The following is a 14,678-nucleotide window of genomic DNA, read 5'->3' on the forward strand; positions in this document are numbered from 1 at the left end:
AGATAACACCATGGGGCCCGCACAGCGGCGGGCGCGCGGCGTGCCCGCACCGAGCCGAGGAGGGTGCGTCGTGCTGTACGGGATGCAGTTGCCGGTCCAGTCGCAGAGCGCCATCTACACCGAGCCGTGGGAGGCGGAGGCGGGGGCCGAGGACCTGGTCGCCGTCGCCAGGGCCGCCGATCTGCACGGGTTCGACTACATCGCCTGCTGCGAGCACGTCGCGATCCCCAGGCGGCTGGCGGCGGCCATGAGCACGGTCTGGTACGACCCCGTCGCCACCCTGTCCTTCCTGGCAGCGGCCACCCAGCGGGTGCGGCTGCTCAGCCACGTGGCGGTCGTCGGGCTGCGGCACCCGCTGGCCACGGCCAAGCAGTACGCCACGCTCGACCACCTCTCGGGCGGGCGGCTGATCCTCGGCGTCGGCGCGGGGCACGTGCGCGAGGAGTTCGACGTGCTGGGCGCCGACTTCGCGGGGCGCGGCGCCGTACTGGACGAGACCGTCGACGCGCTGAAGGCGGCGCTCGGCGAGGAGGAGTTCCCCGAGTTCGCGGGGGAGCGCTTCCGCTTCTCCGGGCTCGGGCAGCGGCCCAGGCCGGCGCAGACACCCAGGCCCCCGATCTGGGTGGGCGGCTCCTCCCCTGCGGCGGTGCGCCGTGCGGCGGTACGGGGCGACGGGTGGCTGCCGCAGGGCGACCCCAGGGACCGGCTGCCGGGGCAGATCGAGAAGCTGCGGGCGCTGCGCGAGGCGGCGGGCGTCGAGGAGCCGTTCACCGTCGGGGCCATCGCGGAGCCGCTGTACGTGGGCACGCCCGGCTGGGACACCGGGCGGCACACGCTCTCGGGTGCGCCGGAGGCGCTGGCCGAGTCGCTGCGCGCGTACGCGGCGATGGGGGTGCGGCAGCTCCAGGTCCGCTTCCGCAGCCGGGGGCGCGACGAACTCCTGGACCAGATGGCCGCGTTCGCCACGGGGGTGGCGCCGCTGCTGGAGGACTGACGGACCGGGCCCGGAGGCGACCCCGGATCCGGCCCAGGGGCCGGACCGCACCGTTCACCACACAGGGACAGGGAAAGAGGCGCTGGACATGGGCAAACTCGACGGGCGCGTCATCGTCATCAGCGGGGCCGCGCGGGGCCAGGGTGAGCAGGAGGCACGGCTGTTCGCGGCCGAGGGCGCGCGCGTCGTGCTCGGCGACGTGCTGGACGAGCGGGGCGAGCGGCTGGCCAAGGAGCTGGCGGGAGACAGGGGCGGGGGCGCCGGGGAGGGCGGGGGCGGCGGGGAGGGCGGGGACGCGGCGTACGTCCGTCTCGACGTCCGCAGCGAGGAGGACTGGGCCGCTGCCGTCGCCGTCGCCAAGGAGCGGTTCGGCAAGGTGGACGGCCTGGTGAACAACGCGGGCATCGTGCGCTTCGCCGAGCTGACGGGCACCTCGCTGGCGGAGTACCGCGAGGTGGTGGAGGTCAACCAGGTCGGCTGCTTCCTCGGCATGCGCACCCTCGCGCCGGAGCTGACGGCCGCGGGCGGCGGCACCATCGTGAACACCGCCTCGTACACGGCGCTGTCCGGCATGGCCTTCCTGACCTCGTACGCGGCGACGAAGGCCGCCATCGTCGGCATGACACGGGTGGCGGCGATGGAGCTGGCGGCCAAGGGCATCCGCGTCAACGCCATGTGCCCCGGCGCCATCGACACCCCGATGACCAATCCGCGGCAGGCGTCGGCGAACGGCCTGGATGTGGACCCCGGGATGGCGGACCCGGAGTCGGACCAGGCTTCGCGGGAGGCGTTGGACGCGCTCTACGCGAAGGTCGTGCCGCAGGGGCGTATCGGCAGGGCGGACGAGGTCGCGGCCCTCGCCCTGTTCCTGACGTCCCAGGACTCCTCGTACATCACGGGCCAGCCGTTCGTCGTGGACGGCGGCTGGATGGCGGGCCTCTCGCTGCTGTGAGGCCGGGGCCGCACCCGGCCCGTTGCCTGATGGGGCATCAGGTATTGACGCTCCACGGAGCCGGTGCCAGAGTCGTGCACATCCAGATCTGACGCATCGTCAGAAACAGAGGCAGGACCGAAGAGGGAGTGAACCGCCTTGGAATTCGGGCTCTTTGTGCAGGGATACGTGCCCGCTTCGCGGGCGAGGACCGATCCGGAGGCCGAGCACCACGCCCTGGTCGAGGAGACCGAGTACGTCATCCAGGCGGACAGGTCGGGGTTCAAGTACGCCTGGGCCTCCGAACACCACTTCCTGGAGGAGTACTCGCACCTGTCGGCCAACGACGTCTTCCTCGGCTACCTCGCGCACGCCACCGAGCGCATCCACCTCGGCTCCGGCATCTTCAACCCGCTGCCCCAGGTCAACCACCCGGTGAAGGTCGCCGAGAAGGTCGCCATGCTCGACCACCTGTCCGGCGGGCGCTTCGAGTTCGGCTCGGGCCGGGGCGCGGGCTCCCACGAGATCCTGGGCTTCCTGCCGGGCATCACCGACATGAACCACACCAAGGAGATCTGGGAGGAGACCATCGCGGAGTTCCCGCGGATGTGGCTCCAGGACGAGTACCCGGGCTTCCGGGGCAAGCACTGGTCGCTGCCGCCGCGCAAGGTCCTGCCGAAGCCGTACGGGGGCTCGCACCCGGGCATGTGGTACGCGGCCGGGTCGCCCTCCTCGTACGCCATGGCGGGCAAGAAGGGCCTCGGCGTGCTCGGCTTCAGCATCCAGAAGGTCTCCGACATGGAGTGGGTGCTGGAGTCGTACAAGGGCGCCGTCAAGGACGCGGAGCCGGTGGGCGACTTCGTCAACGACAACGTCATGGTCACCTCGACGGCCATCTGCGCGGAGACGACGGAGAAGGCCAGGCGGCTGGCGGTCGAGGGCAACCTGCACTACCTCCAGTCGCTGCTGTTCCGCTACCACGACACCTTCCCCCGGCCCGAGGGCATCCCGGAGTGGCCGGAGTTGCTGCCGGAGTACACCGACGAGGTCATCGATCTGCTCATCGCCGAAGAGCTGATGATCTGCGGCAACCCCGACGAGGTGCTCCAGCAGTGCAAGCGCTGGGAGCAGGCCGGGGCCGACCAGCTCTCGTTCGGGCTGCCCATCGGCATCCCGCCGGAGGACACGCTCAACACGATCCGGCTCATCGGCGAGCACGTCATCCCGCAGATCGACACGGACCCGGTGCACAGGACGACCCGCTTCCGGGACGCGGCACGGGCCGCGCGGGGCTGAGCGCGCGCCATTACCGGTTGCGGGGCGGGCGCCGGGGCCGGGCCCCGTCCCGCGGCCGGTGAGCGTTCGTTCCGGAACCGGTGACCAACCGGCCGCCGCACGGGGCCCCGAGGCCGATCCGAACCCGAGCCCGAGGAGGAGACGGAACCATGCTTGACCACCTGATCAAGGGCGCGACCGTGGTGGACGGCACGGGTGCGCCCTCGTACACCGCCGACGTCGGCATACGGGACGGCCGCATCGCCGTCGTCGCCGAACCGGGGACCGTCCACGAGGAGGCGCGCTCCAGCCAGGAGGCGGCCGGGCTCGTCCTGGCGCCCGGCTTCGTCGACCCGCACACCCACTACGACGCGCAGCTCTTCTGGGACCCCTACGCCACCCCGTCGATGAACCACGGCGTCACCACCGTCGCGGGCGGCAACTGCGGCTTCACCCTCGCGCCCCTCCACCCGGACCGCCCGGAGGACGCCGACTACACCCGTCGGATGATGTCCAAGGTCGAGGGCATGTCCCTGGTCGCACTGGAGGAGGGCGCCCCCTGGAACTGGCACAGCTTCGGCGAGTACCTGGACGCGCTGGAGGGGCGCACGGCCGTCAACGCGGGCTTCATGGTGGGCCACTGCGCGCTGCGGCGGCACGTCATGGGCGCGGACGCGGTGGGCGGGCAGCCCAGCGAGGAGCAGCTCGCCGAGATGCTGCGCCTCTTCCACGAGGCGATGGACGCGGGCGCGTGGGGCCTGTCCACGACCCAGTCCGCCACCCACTCCGACGGCGACGGCGAGCCCGTCGCCTCCCGGCACGCCAGGCCCGGAGAACTCCTGGCCCTGTCCCGCGCGGTTGCCGAGCACGAGGGCACCCAGATAGAGGCGATCGTCTCCGGCTGCCTCGACCAGTTCTCGGACGAGGAGATCGACCTCTTCGCCGAGATGAGCGCCGTCGCCGGACGCCCCCTGAACTGGAACGTCCTCACCATCGACGCCGCCGTGCCCGAGCGCGTGCCCCGGCAGTTGGAGGCCAGCGAGCGGGCCCGCAAGGCGGGCGGGCGCGTCGTCGCGCTGACGATGCCCATCCTCACCCCGATGAACATGTCGCTGGGCACCTTCTGCGCCCTCAACCTCATCCCCGGCTGGGGCGACATCCTGGGGCTGCCGCCCGCCGAGCGCGTCGCGAAGCTGCGCGATCCGGCGGTGCGCGCGGAGATGCTGCGGCGCGCCGACAGCAAGGAGGCCGGTGTCTTCCGGCGCCTCGCGCGCTTCGACCGCTACGTCATCGGCGACACCTACTCGGCCGCCAACGAGGGCCTGTCGGGGCGCGTCGTCCGGGACATCGCCGCCGAGCGGGGGCTCGACCCCTTCGAGTGCCTCGTCGAGATCTGCGCCGCCGACGACCTGCGTACGGTGCTGTGGCCCATGCCCACCGACAACGACCCCGCGAGCTGGGAGCTGCGCCGCCGCACCTGGGAGCACGAGGACGTGCTGCTCGGCGGCTCCGACGCGGGCGCCCACCTGGACCGCATGTGCGGCGCCCCGTACACCACCCGTTTTCTGGGCGACTGCCTGCGCGGGCGGAAACTGGTCGGCCTGGAGCGCGCGGTGAAGATGCTGACGGACGACCCGGCGCGGCTGTTCGGGCTGCGCGAGCGGGGCCGCGTGACCGAGGGCTGGCACGCGGACCTCGTCCTCTTCGACCCAGACCGCATCGACGCGGGCCCGGCCCGCCTCCTCCACGACCTCCCGGGCGACAGCCCCCGTCTCGACTCCGAGGCCACGGGCATCGTCGGCGTCTGGGTCAACGGCGTGGAGACGGTCCGCGACGACCGCGTCACGGGCGCCGTGCCCGGCACGGTGCTGCGCTCGGGGCGCGACACGGAGACGGTGCGGACGGGGTGAGACAGGTACGGGGGAGGGGAGGGGGCGGGGCTGGGAAAAGCGTTAAAAGCGCTGGCCGGACCGTATGAGGCCCGTCAACGGCCGCGTCACGAGGGCGCCCTTCGCCGTATTCCGGAATGAACCGCGAAACCGCGGATTCGGCATACGGCATACGGCAAGTGGCGGGAAATATGAGCGAGTCTCCCCGGAGTCAAAGAGCACTGGAAGCCACCCTTGAAGGTCTTCCCCTCGCCCTTCAGGGGATCGGCACCATCACGAGAAACCTCAAGGCTTATGGGGCCGGTGTCGCGGTAAACGGGATCGTCGGGCTCAAACAGGTCGCCGACGAGGCCGGACACGCCTGGCAGATCTATTGGCACCCGGACCACATCCACCCGAAACCCAATTACTACAAAGCCGCCAGCGGTGTCGTCAACGTCGTCGGCGCGGCCGTGTACGGCGCTTCCAGCGCCGGTGCACTCAGTCCGGCGCTGGGCGGTGCGGGCGCCATCGCGCAGGGCGTGTCCTACTACGCGGCAAAGCTCCTCCCGCAGGACGCGGGCACCTACTATCCGCCCCTTCCCACACACCACGGGCCGGTGGGCCCCGACGTCGCCCGGCCCCCTCTCGCACCCGGAAGCACGACAGTGGCCCAGGCGGCGGCGCTGAGCGCGACGAGCCGTGGGACCCCGACGCGCGAGGGCGGCACGGCGAAACCGGCCGCCGACTCGCACGCGAACCGCCCACACGCCGGGCCGCACGGTCCGCACGGTCCGCACGCCGGAACGGTGACGCGCGGAGGCGGCGCACCCCAGGGGCGTCGGCACTCGCTGTGAGCCGGAACGGCCGGTCTACCGGGGGCTACCGGCCGTTCCGCGCCTGGAGCACGAACAGCGCCCACGCCACGTTCTGGCGCTGCTTCCTCTCCTTGTTCCACTCGCCCAGGGACAGCGCACCGCTCAGCAGGCTGCCGAGTCCCGGGTGGACGAGGTTGCCCGCCGGGCCGATGCTCGCCCTGCCGATGGTGCGCAGCTTTCCCCTGCCCCGCACGAAGCGGTCCATGACCTCAACGGAGTGCCGCGTGGCGAGGCGGCAGACCTCGGCTGCGAGGGCCGTCGCGTCCGCGTCCGGCCTGTCCGCCTCGCTCATGTAGTCCCGGAACTCCTGGAGACGAGCGTGCGCGCGCAGGTCCTCGATCGACTCGTGATAGGCGCCGCGCCGCCCGAGATGGTCGATCGTCCGCAGCGCTACCACCTCCTCCGCCGCCTGGAGCTGCCACTGCTCGAACGTCTCGACCCCGCCACCGGGCGCGGCCCGGCCCAGGGCGCGCAGGGCCCTGGCCATGATGCTGTTGGAGACGAGGTCCACGTCCATGTCCATGGCGGCGGCGATGCCGAGGTCCTGGACGAAGAGGACGGGGTCGGCGGAATTGCCCTGACCGAACCCCGGGGTGATGCCGCGGGAGTGGTTGTCGGGCCCGAACGCGTAGGGCAGGGCCCGCCGCATCCTGTCCACCACATCGGGATAGTCGTCGGGCCGGGCCTCGCCGATCCTCGTGACGGTCTCCCGGAAGTCCGTGTAGTCGTACTGCTCGCGCGCCACCAGGCTGCGCTGCCACAGGTCCGGGTGGTCGTCGATGAACTTGACGTACGGCAGTTCCCGCAGGTCCACGGGGCAGAACTCCCGCGAGACGAACCAGATCTCGTCGTAGCAGAGCAGCAGCCCCGTCACGTTCTCCAGTACGGCGTTGGGAATGGTCCCGCCGTGCTCCGTCTGCCCCAGGACGTTCTCGTAGTCGTACGTGATCGGCGTCGACAGCCCGACGAGTGCGCGCTTCACGGTTCGTCCCCCTCCGCCCCCGGATGCTCGCATCCTAGAGGAGCCCGGTGACACCTCCCCGCCCGTTCGGGGCGTTCGGGCCGCTTGGGGCGAGGGCGCGCGCCCGGTCGTGGACGGCCCTGGCCACGGGGTTCTTGAGGTATGGGCGCAACAGCCGCACCGCGTCGACGACGCGCTCGTCGGCACGCCCGGACTGGACGTGCGGGTACTCGTCCAGCGCCCGGTTCCAGGTGGCGCAGGCGGCTTCGAGATGCCCGACGCCGAGCTGCCGCTCGGCGAGCAGACCGCCACGGTGCACGCGCGTGCGCCGGTGGTTGCTGTTCCTGAGCCGTTCGGCTTCCTGGAGCGCTTCGACGGAGCCGTGCGGGTCGCCGAATTCGTGACGGATCTCGGCGATGTGGTAGTTCAGCGCGGCCGGGTCGTACGAGGTGAACGTCCGTCCCTCGCGCGACTCGGCGCGGTCCAGCGATGCCTCGGTCTCCCGGATCAGCCGCAGGGCCCCCGGGCGGTCGCCAGCACGGGCCGCCGCGTGTGCCTGCTGCCCGGAAAGGAGAGCGCGAACGCGGGGACCGGCCTGCGGGGCGGCCTCGGCGGCGGCGTCGGCGAGTTCCAGGGAGAGCCGGTCGTGCCGGAGGTTGATGGCCTGCACGCTCATGCCGCGCAGCGTGGCGCAGTACGTGAGGTGGTTGTCGGCGGCCCCGGCCAGCTCCAGGGACTTGACGTAGTAGCGCTGGGCGAGCCCATGGTGCCCCTCGTCGACGGCCATGTACCCCGCGAGGAAACTCAGGTAGGCGGCGGCGGAGAGCGCCGACTTGCGTACCGCCTCCGGCGCGTCGGCCCGCAGATAGGGGGCGACGGTGTTGACCAGGAACGCCGCCGCCATGGGGCGGGCGTGACGCCCGCCGAACTCGTCGTCCAGGTCCGAGATGCGCTCGGTCATCGCGACGACCGTGTCCACCTCGCCCTGCCCGATGCGCCGGGCACGCCCGCTCTGCACGGCCTCGGCGCGGCCCACCACGTCCGGCCAGCCGGGAATCGTGAGGGCGACGGAGAACAGGCCCACGCCGAGTACGCCCCTGCGCGAGGGATCCATGTCATGGCTCCCCAGGTCGACAAGACTCTCTACGGTAGGGATGCCCGACGGGCCAGGCCCCGTATCCGGTGCGGTGGGGAAACCCGCCGCGCTCTCGGTGACCGGCCGGTTCAGCCGTCGCGCGAGGGCTTCGAGGAGCAGTGGCCGTACTCGCGCGCGCGGCATGGTGCCGTGCAACCAGTGACACACGGCCGACTGGTCGTAGCGCAGGGAATCGCCCCGTTCCGCGCCGACGCGGTTGACCGCCCACGCGAACTGGGTGTGCGACCAGCCGGTTTCCCTGACGAGAGCGGTCAACCGCTCGTTCGGTACGCGTGGTGAGCGTTGGCCCATCGCTGACAACTCCCGCCGTCCAAGGGAACTTTCAAGGGTTTCAAGTCCCAGCGTGGGTCCAACGGTACCGCTGTGCGTAGTCGTGCGGTTGCGTAGAGGTAGAAAGACCCCGGCGGCCGACCTCACCGGCCCCGGGGCATGGCCACCAGCTAGAACAAGGAGCTGACGACATGTCCGACCCTGCCCATCCCTTCCTCCACAGGGTGCTGCATCGGCTGCTGAGCCGGTTCGTGCCCGTACCGGGGTGCTGCTGCACCTGCTGCACCTGCCGGAACGAGGCCGAGCCGGTCCCCGAACCGGCCCCGGGGCCCCGCACGACGTCCGGACGGCGCCTCGTCGTCAGGCCGTTGGACCCGCCCCGCATGCCGTTGCGCCGGACGCCCGAGCCGGAGGAGTGGGTGGACGGCAGCCGGACGCCTCTCGTGCGGCCGTACCTGCGGGCGCACGAGCGGGAGGCGCGGCGGGCGGAGCGCCGTAGCGCGCTGGGCCTGGCGCTGGACGGCCTGGCGCCGGACGGGGCGGAGGCGGGACCGTGGATCCTTCACGGGCACCCGGTCGGCACGGCACAGGGAGCCGTCGCGTGAGCCGTACCGGATGGCAGGTGCACCGCGTGCCCAACACCGCCGTGTCGTGGGACGGAGAGGGGCGGGTCACCGTCCCGCTGTGGCTGCTGCGGGACGGCGAGCACCACTCCGACCTGCCGCTGACGCTCTCCGCCGCCGAGGCGGAGTTCCTGCACGCGCAGCTCTGCTACGTCCTCGACTCCGCCCCCGCGATCCCACTCCCGGGCAGGGTGCCCGACTGCCGCAAGCCCGTACAGGGGCGCAGCGGCAGCGGCTGAGGTGCGTCGACGGGGGCGACTCCCCGGGCCTGGCCCGGCCTGGGCGGGCCCGTTCAGCGGCGGCGCAGGGACGCGTCGGTCAGGGGCGGCGGGGTGAAGTAGAAGTCGTCCGCGTTGAGGTCCGTGCCCGGCGGGACGATCTCGTCGATACGGTCCAGGACGTCCGCGCTCAGCGTCACCTCCGCGCCCGTGAGCAGCGAGTCCAGGTGGTCCATCGTGCGGGGGCCGAGGATGACCGAGGTGATCGCCGGGTGGGCGCGGACGAACGCCGTCGCCAGGTGGGGCAGCGGCAGCCCCGCCTCCTCGGCCAGCTTGGCGAGCAGGCCGACGGCCTCCAGCTTGCGCGCGTTGCCCGGCAGCGCGGGATCGAACTTGTGCCGCTCCACGCTGCCGCGCCCCTGGCCGAGGTCGATGTCCGCGGCGGAACGTATGCGGCCCGACAGCCAGCCCGCGGACAGCGGCCCCCACGTCAGCACGCCGAGCCCGTACTTCTGCGCCGTCGGCAGCACCGCCCGCTCCACACCGCGCGCGAGCAGCGAGTAGTGCGGCTGCTCGGTACGGAGGCGGACATGACCGCGACGCTCCGACGCCCACTGCGCCTCGACCAACTGCTCGGCGGGAAACGTGGACGTGCCGACGGCGCGCGCCTTGCCCGAGCGGACGAAGTCGGACAGCGCCGAGAGCGTCTCGTCGATGTCCGTGTCCGGGTCGGGGCGGTGCACCTGGTAAAGGTCGACGTGGTCGGTGCCCAGGCGGCGGAGGCTGTCCTCCAGGGCGCGGGTGAGCCAGCGGCGCGAGTTGCCGCCCTGGTTGGCGTCGGGGCCCATGGGGAGGTGGCCCTTGGTGGCGAGGACCACCTCGTCGCGACGGCCCCCCTTGAGCGCCTTGCCGACGACCCGCTCAGAGCCGCCGGTGGAGTAGACATCGGCGGTGTCGATGAAGTTGATGCCCGCGTCCATCGCGCGGTGGATGATGCGGACGGCCTCGTCGTCGTCCGTGTCGCTCAGGCCCCCGAACATCATCGCGCCGAGCGCGTGGTCGCTGACGGAGATGCCCGTCCCGCCGAGAATCCTGCGTCGCATCGCTGCGTACCCCTCGTTCTGTGTGCGTGTGCCTGTGCGCGGCTGTGCCTGTGGCTGTGTCCGTGCGTCTACGGGGACGACTCTGCGGGCTCCCGCGGCCGGCAACCAGATCAGGCTCAGCCTGGGTCCGGCAGTACCACCCGGCGGATACTGGAGCCATGGCACGAGGCGAGCACACGGAGACGATGGGCATTGCCGCGTTCCTGAGAGCCCGCCGGGCCGCTCTGGAACCGGGCGAGGCGGGGCTGCCCCGGATGCCGAACCGCAGGCGCGTGCCCGGGCTGCGCCGCGAGGAGGTCGCCCAGCTCGCGGGCATCAGCGTCGACTACTACATCCGCATCGAGCAGGGCCGCGCGCACGGCATCTCGGACTCGGTGCTGGAAGCCCTGGCACGGGCGCTGCGGATGACCGAGGACGAGCGCAGCCACCTGCGCAACCTGGCCGCGCCGCGCCACCGGCACGGGGGCGCCGACAACCTCGTCGTACGGCCCCAGATCCAACGCCTCCTCGACTCGATGGAAACCGTGCCCGCCTTCGTGGTGGGCCCCGGACTGGACTACCTGGCCTGGAACCGGCTCGGCGCGCGGATCGCCTACGACATGGAGACGCTGCCCCCGGAGGAGCGGAACAGCCCGCTGCTCGTCTTCCTCCACCCCGAGAGCCGGGCGCTGCACCCCGACTGGGACAGCGTGGCCGCCGAGACCGTCGCCGCCCTCCGTGCCGAGACCGGACGCCACCCCGGCCACCCCCGGGTCGAGGGTGTCCTCGCACGGCTGCTGGAGGAGAGCCCGGAGTTCCGCGTGCTGTGGGAGGAGCAGGAGGTGCGCGAAAAGCTCTCCGGCACCAAGCGCATCCACCACCCAGGGGCAGGTGAGCTGACGGTCACCTACGAGGCCTTCCGGCTCACCCTCGACCCGGACCAGACGCTGTGCACCTACACCGTGGACCCCGGATCACCCTCCGAGACCGTCCTGCGCAGGCTCGCCCGAGAGCCTGTGGGAGCGGGCGCGGGGAGAGCGGGCGCGGGGACGGGGACGGCAGGCTAGGCGGTGGCGTCCAGCCACACGGGGTTGGTCATGGCCGCCATCGCGCCCGGTATCCCCGAGGGGGAGCCCTCGGGCACCTTGTGGCGTATCTCCGCGCGGACGTACGTGGCCAGGGAAGCCGTGGCACGCCACTCGACGGGCGCGGCGCTCACGGGACCCGAACGCATCTCCCCCTGGTCGGTCAGCAGGCGGAACGTGGCGCCCTCGGGCGCGCCCGAGACCTCCATCCTGACCGTCACCTCCGCGTCGGCGGGGACGCGGAGGCGGTCACCGATGCCCGCGTGCCCGCCCCGGCCGCCGCTCGCGGACAGTTTCAGCCCGACCTTCGAGGACTCGGCGAGATAGCTGCGGCCCGCGCGGATACCGTCGAGCAGCGCGCGCCGGGACAGGTCCTCGGCGAGGACGACCGTCTGGGGCAGTCCCACGACCTGGGGCTCGCGGTGGGCATCGCTGTTCCCCATGGCCGGAAGCCAGCCGTCGCCGCTCTCGGCGGCCGAGACCAGCATGTTGTCCCAGGCGGCGACGGCCAGTTCGTCATCGGCTGTCCAGGGGCCGTTCCAGACCTCGACGGCGTCCGCGTCCTCGTAGCCGAACTTCCACTGGCAGCCCACGAACGGGCAGTTGGGGTGCGCCGGGACCACCAGGCCACCGGCCCGGCGGATTCTGCGGGCGTAGCGCTCATAGGCGTCGTCCCGCGCGCGATAACGCCAGTCCACGAAGGTGCCCGGCTCGGTGCCCAGGGCGAGATAGTGCCCGTTCCTCGTGGTGACCTCCTCGCCGCAGAGGACGAGGAGATCCTCGCCCCACAGCCCCTCCCATGCGGCGTGCCCCGACGTGGTGTTGTGCTCGGTGGTGGTGAGGAAATCGAGCCCGGCGGCGCGCGCGGCGGCGGCGACCTCCGCCGGGGTGCGCTGCCCGTCGGAGTGGACGGTGTGCAGATGGCAGTCGCCCCGATACCAGGCCCTGCCCCGCCCCTTGGCGCGCTCCGGCGGATAGGCGGGCTTCGGCGTCTCGCCCCGCTCGCCGCGGCGGAGGGTGACCGTCACCTCGTAGTCCAGGCCCTGGGGCGCGACCGTGTAGGGCCCCAGCGCGATGTGCCAGGTGCCCTCGCGCACCGGGCCCGCGAGATAGCCGGGAGTGGCCTTCTCGGCGCTGATCGCGAAACTGGTGCGGAAGCCGCCCGACCAGCCGCGGAACCCCTTGCCGCCGGGCGCCGTGCCCCGCTCGTCGAAGATGCCGATGTCCAACGCGTTCCCCGGAGTGCCCGCGGGGACCTGCGGCTTCTCGTACGTGTACGAGACGGCGATCTCGCGCACGCCGCCGGGGACTTCGACCGGCAGATAGACGAAGTCCGGTGCGCCGGTGGGCAGATGGCCGCGGACGGTCCGGCTCTCCTCGGCGCCGCCGTCCCGCCCGGCACCACCGCCGTCCTGGCTGCCGTCCGGGCCGTTGTCCACGCCGCCGCCCGCGGCGCGAGCGAAGCTCACGGTATTGAGCGTAAGCACACTGGCCGCGCCCGCAACCGCGGACAGCTTGATGACCTCGCGTCGTTCCATCCCGGACCGCCCCCCTTGCGTCGAAAGTGCCGCGAGACACAGTTGTACGCGGGCGGGACAGGCAGGGAAAGCCCTGTGGATAACTCGGAGAAGAGGGGGTGACGAGGGGCTTCGGTGCGCCGGGCAGGGGCCCGGGAAAGGACGGTGGCGGGGCCGCGCGGGCACGGCCCCGCCGGGCCAGGACGCGGCGGGTTCGCCGCACCCGGGTTCAGTCGCGGCGGGCGCGGCGAACCAGGAAGACGACCAGCGCCACGATCAGGACGAGCGGCAGCAGCAGGTACATCAGCAGCCGCTTGACCCACTTGCTCGTCGTGCTGCTGTCACTCGTGCCGCTGGTACCGGTGGTACCGGTGGTGGTGACCCCGCTGGTGGAACGGCTCTTACCGCTGCTGGAACCGCTGTCCTTGCTGATGCCGCCGCTGCCGCTGACGGTGCCGCCCGTGCTGCTGCCGCCGCTGCGGCTACCCCCGCCGCTGCTCCCGCCCGAGGACCGCCCCGGCGCCGCCTGCACGGTGGAAGCGGAAGCGGAGTGCGCCGAGATCAGGCCGGAGGTCCGGCTGGGCGTCTGAGTGGACGTCTGGCCCGTCGTCCGGCTCGTGGTCTGGCCCGATGTCCGTTCCGACGACGGGCTCTTGTGCGGATACGCGGGCGTCGAGGCGTGCGCGGCGACGGGCCCCAGCCCCAGCAGGGCCCCGAGGAAGAGAACAAGAGTGGCAGTTCGCATGGATTTCCCCCGTGATCGTGTGCAGAGTGACGGTGGCCCACCCGTCGTACGGGCCTGGGCCACGGAACCGTAGAACCGTAGACCACTCGTCAGGACGCCGAGAGAAGGGCCCTGGATGCGGATCGCGACGACAATCCCCTCGACGGACGAGACCATCCGCCCGGCCCGGCTCGCCCGCGAGGTCGAACAGCGCGGTTTCGACGGGCTCTACCTGCCCGAGCACACCCACATCCCCGTCAGCCGCGAGACCCCGTCGCCGATGGGGGAACCGCTCTCTCGCGAGTACGGGCGCCTGCTCGACCCCTACGTCGCGCTCGCCGCCGCGGCCACCGTGACCGAGCGCATCGCGCTCGGCACGAGCGTCACCCTCGTCGCCCAGCACGACCCCATCGCGCTGGCCAAGACGATCGCGACGCTCGACCTGCTCTCCGAGGGGCGGTTCAGCCTCGGCGGGCTCGGCGTCGGCTTCGGCTGGAACGTGGAGGAGGCCGCCGACCACGGCGTCGAATGGTCCGGCAGGAGGGAGCTGGTACGTGACCGGATCGCGCTGATGCGGGCACTGTGGGATCCGGAACCGACGCCCTACGAGGGCACCTTCGGCTCCGTGAGCGCCAGCCTCGCGCACCCCAAGCCCGCGCGACGGGGCGGACCGCCTGTGCTGCTGGGCGGGGCCGCGGGGCCGAAGCTGTTCGCGCAGATCGCGGAGTACGCGGACGGCTGGATCCCCATCGGAGGCAGCGGCCTGGCCGACGCGCTCCCGGTCCTCCACGAGACATGGGAGCGGGCCGGGCGCGGCCCGGAGCGGCCCATGGTGGTGCCCAGCTTCGTGGAACCGTCACCGGGCAAGCTGGAGCACTACGCGGAACTGGGCATCGACCAGGTCGTCCTGCGGCTTCCCGCGGGCGAGGAGACCGAGGTACTGCGCACGCTGGACGCGTACGCGCGGTACTTGTGAGCGGGCGCGGGCGCGGGCTGACGGGTAACGGCTGACAGATGACGGATAGCGTTATCTGTTACTTGATATCCGCTACCTGTTATCCGCCATCCGCCATCTGTCAGCCGTCAGGGGACACCG

14 protein-coding genes are annotated in these 14,678 nt (G+C 72.1%); 9 read left to right on the forward strand and 5 right to left on the reverse strand.

Annotated elements, in window-relative coordinates:
- The first annotated feature begins 82 nt into the window (after positions 1-82).
- From ACYVOO_RS38235 to ACYVOO_RS38255, 5 genes are all read left to right on the forward strand, one after another.
- A complete protein-coding gene (locus tag ACYVOO_RS38235; protein ID WP_461020407.1) occupies positions 83-994 on the forward strand; it encodes an LLM class F420-dependent oxidoreductase in 912 nt (303 codons plus the stop codon).
- An 88-nt stretch (positions 995-1,082) separates the two neighbouring features.
- Positions 1,083-1,946, forward strand: coding sequence for an SDR family NAD(P)-dependent oxidoreductase (locus ACYVOO_RS38240; RefSeq protein WP_461020320.1), 864 nt, complete (start codon positions 1,083-1,085; stop codon positions 1,944-1,946).
- A gap of 138 nt (positions 1,947-2,084) precedes the next feature.
- The gene (locus tag ACYVOO_RS38245) at positions 2,085-3,221 is read left to right on the forward strand and encodes an LLM class flavin-dependent oxidoreductase (protein WP_461020321.1); all 1,137 of its coding nucleotides are present in this window, start codon (positions 2,085-2,087) and stop codon (positions 3,219-3,221) included.
- A gap of 149 nt (positions 3,222-3,370) precedes the next feature.
- Entirely contained in the window at positions 3,371-5,110 is a 1,740-nt protein-coding gene (locus ACYVOO_RS38250) for an N-acyl-D-amino-acid deacylase family protein (protein ID WP_461020322.1), read from the forward strand.
- A 170-nt stretch (positions 5,111-5,280) separates the two neighbouring features.
- Positions 5,281-5,925: a hypothetical protein gene (locus ACYVOO_RS38255; RefSeq protein WP_461020323.1), complete on the forward strand. Its 645-nt coding sequence runs from the start codon at positions 5,281-5,283 to the stop codon at positions 5,923-5,925.
- A gap of 25 nt (positions 5,926-5,950) precedes the next feature.
- On the opposite strand, the gene ACYVOO_RS38260 is transcribed toward ACYVOO_RS38255, so the two are convergent.
- Entirely contained in the window at positions 5,951-6,928 is a 978-nt protein-coding gene (locus tag ACYVOO_RS38260) for a hypothetical protein (RefSeq protein ID WP_461020324.1), read from the reverse strand.
- Positions 6,929-6,962: 34 nt separating this feature from the next.
- On the reverse strand, positions 6,963-8,354 hold the full coding sequence (locus ACYVOO_RS38265) for a tetratricopeptide repeat protein (RefSeq protein ID WP_461020325.1): 1,392 nt from the start codon (positions 8,352-8,354) through the stop codon (positions 6,963-6,965).
- A gap of 170 nt (positions 8,355-8,524) precedes the next feature.
- On the opposite strand from ACYVOO_RS38265, the gene ACYVOO_RS38270 reads away from it, so the two are divergent.
- Positions 8,525-8,938, forward strand: a complete 414-nt coding sequence (locus ACYVOO_RS38270) for a hypothetical protein (protein ID WP_461020326.1) — start codon at positions 8,525-8,527, stop codon at positions 8,936-8,938.
- On the forward strand, positions 8,935-9,195 hold the full coding sequence (locus ACYVOO_RS38275) for a hypothetical protein (protein WP_461020327.1): 261 nt from the start codon (positions 8,935-8,937) through the stop codon (positions 9,193-9,195). The genes ACYVOO_RS38270 and ACYVOO_RS38275 overlap by 4 nt, the downstream gene beginning before the upstream one ends.
- Positions 9,196-9,248: 53 nt before the next feature.
- On the opposite strand, the gene ACYVOO_RS38280 is transcribed toward ACYVOO_RS38275, so the two are convergent.
- On the reverse strand, positions 9,249-10,277 hold the full coding sequence (locus ACYVOO_RS38280) for an aldo/keto reductase (RefSeq protein ID WP_461020328.1): 1,029 nt from the start codon (positions 10,275-10,277) through the stop codon (positions 9,249-9,251).
- Between the two features lie 158 nt (positions 10,278-10,435).
- Here ACYVOO_RS38280 and ACYVOO_RS38285 point away from each other — a divergent pair, with 158 nt between their 5' ends.
- Positions 10,436-11,323 (forward strand): helix-turn-helix transcriptional regulator, encoded by an 888-nt coding sequence (locus ACYVOO_RS38285; RefSeq protein ID WP_461020329.1) that lies wholly within the window; start codon positions 10,436-10,438, stop codon positions 11,321-11,323.
- Here ACYVOO_RS38285 and ACYVOO_RS38290 read toward each other — a convergent pair.
- Positions 11,320-12,879: a CehA/McbA family metallohydrolase gene (locus ACYVOO_RS38290; protein WP_461020330.1), complete on the reverse strand. Its 1,560-nt coding sequence runs from the start codon at positions 12,877-12,879 to the stop codon at positions 11,320-11,322. The two genes, ACYVOO_RS38285 and ACYVOO_RS38290, sit on opposite strands and share 4 nt — an antisense overlap.
- A 208-nt stretch (positions 12,880-13,087) precedes the next feature.
- Positions 13,088-13,603: a hypothetical protein gene (locus ACYVOO_RS38295; protein ID WP_461020331.1), complete on the reverse strand. Its 516-nt coding sequence runs from the start codon at positions 13,601-13,603 to the stop codon at positions 13,088-13,090.
- Between the two features lie 115 nt (positions 13,604-13,718).
- Here ACYVOO_RS38295 and ACYVOO_RS38300 point away from each other — a divergent pair, with 115 nt between their 5' ends.
- Complete coding sequence (locus ACYVOO_RS38300) at positions 13,719-14,558, forward strand: TIGR03619 family F420-dependent LLM class oxidoreductase (RefSeq protein ID WP_461020332.1); 840 nt, start codon at positions 13,719-13,721, stop codon at positions 14,556-14,558.
- Positions 14,559-14,678 lie beyond the last annotated feature (120 nt).

Source organism: Streptomyces daliensis, assembly GCF_054782395.1.

Excerpts from the sequence above, each read along its gene's own strand:
- ACYVOO_RS38265 (WP_461020325.1), bottom strand. The coding sequence starts at position 8,354 with ATGGGCCAACGCTCACCACGCGTACCGAACGAGCGGTTGACCGCTCTC.
- ACYVOO_RS38250 (WP_461020322.1), top strand. The coding sequence starts at position 3,371 with ATGCTTGACCACCTGATCAAGGGCGCGACCGTGGTGGACGGCACGGGT.
- ACYVOO_RS38255 (WP_461020323.1), top strand. The coding sequence starts at position 5,281 with ATGAGCGAGTCTCCCCGGAGTCAAAGAGCACTGGAAGCCACCCTTGAA.
- ACYVOO_RS38285 (WP_461020329.1), top strand. The coding sequence starts at position 10,436 with ATGGCACGAGGCGAGCACACGGAGACGATGGGCATTGCCGCGTTCCTG.
- ACYVOO_RS38270 (WP_461020326.1), top strand. The coding sequence starts at position 8,525 with ATGTCCGACCCTGCCCATCCCTTCCTCCACAGGGTGCTGCATCGGCTG.
- ACYVOO_RS38240 (WP_461020320.1), top strand. The coding sequence starts at position 1,083 with ATGGGCAAACTCGACGGGCGCGTCATCGTCATCAGCGGGGCCGCGCGG.
- ACYVOO_RS38280 (WP_461020328.1), bottom strand. The coding sequence starts at position 10,277 with ATGCGACGCAGGATTCTCGGCGGGACGGGCATCTCCGTCAGCGACCAC.
- ACYVOO_RS38295 (WP_461020331.1), bottom strand. The coding sequence starts at position 13,603 with ATGCGAACTGCCACTCTTGTTCTCTTCCTCGGGGCCCTGCTGGGGCTG.
- ACYVOO_RS38300 (WP_461020332.1), top strand. The coding sequence starts at position 13,719 with ATGCGGATCGCGACGACAATCCCCTCGACGGACGAGACCATCCGCCCG.
- ACYVOO_RS38235 (WP_461020407.1), top strand. The coding sequence starts at position 83 with ATGCAGTTGCCGGTCCAGTCGCAGAGCGCCATCTACACCGAGCCGTGG.
- ACYVOO_RS38290 (WP_461020330.1), bottom strand. The coding sequence starts at position 12,879 with ATGGAACGACGCGAGGTCATCAAGCTGTCCGCGGTTGCGGGCGCGGCC.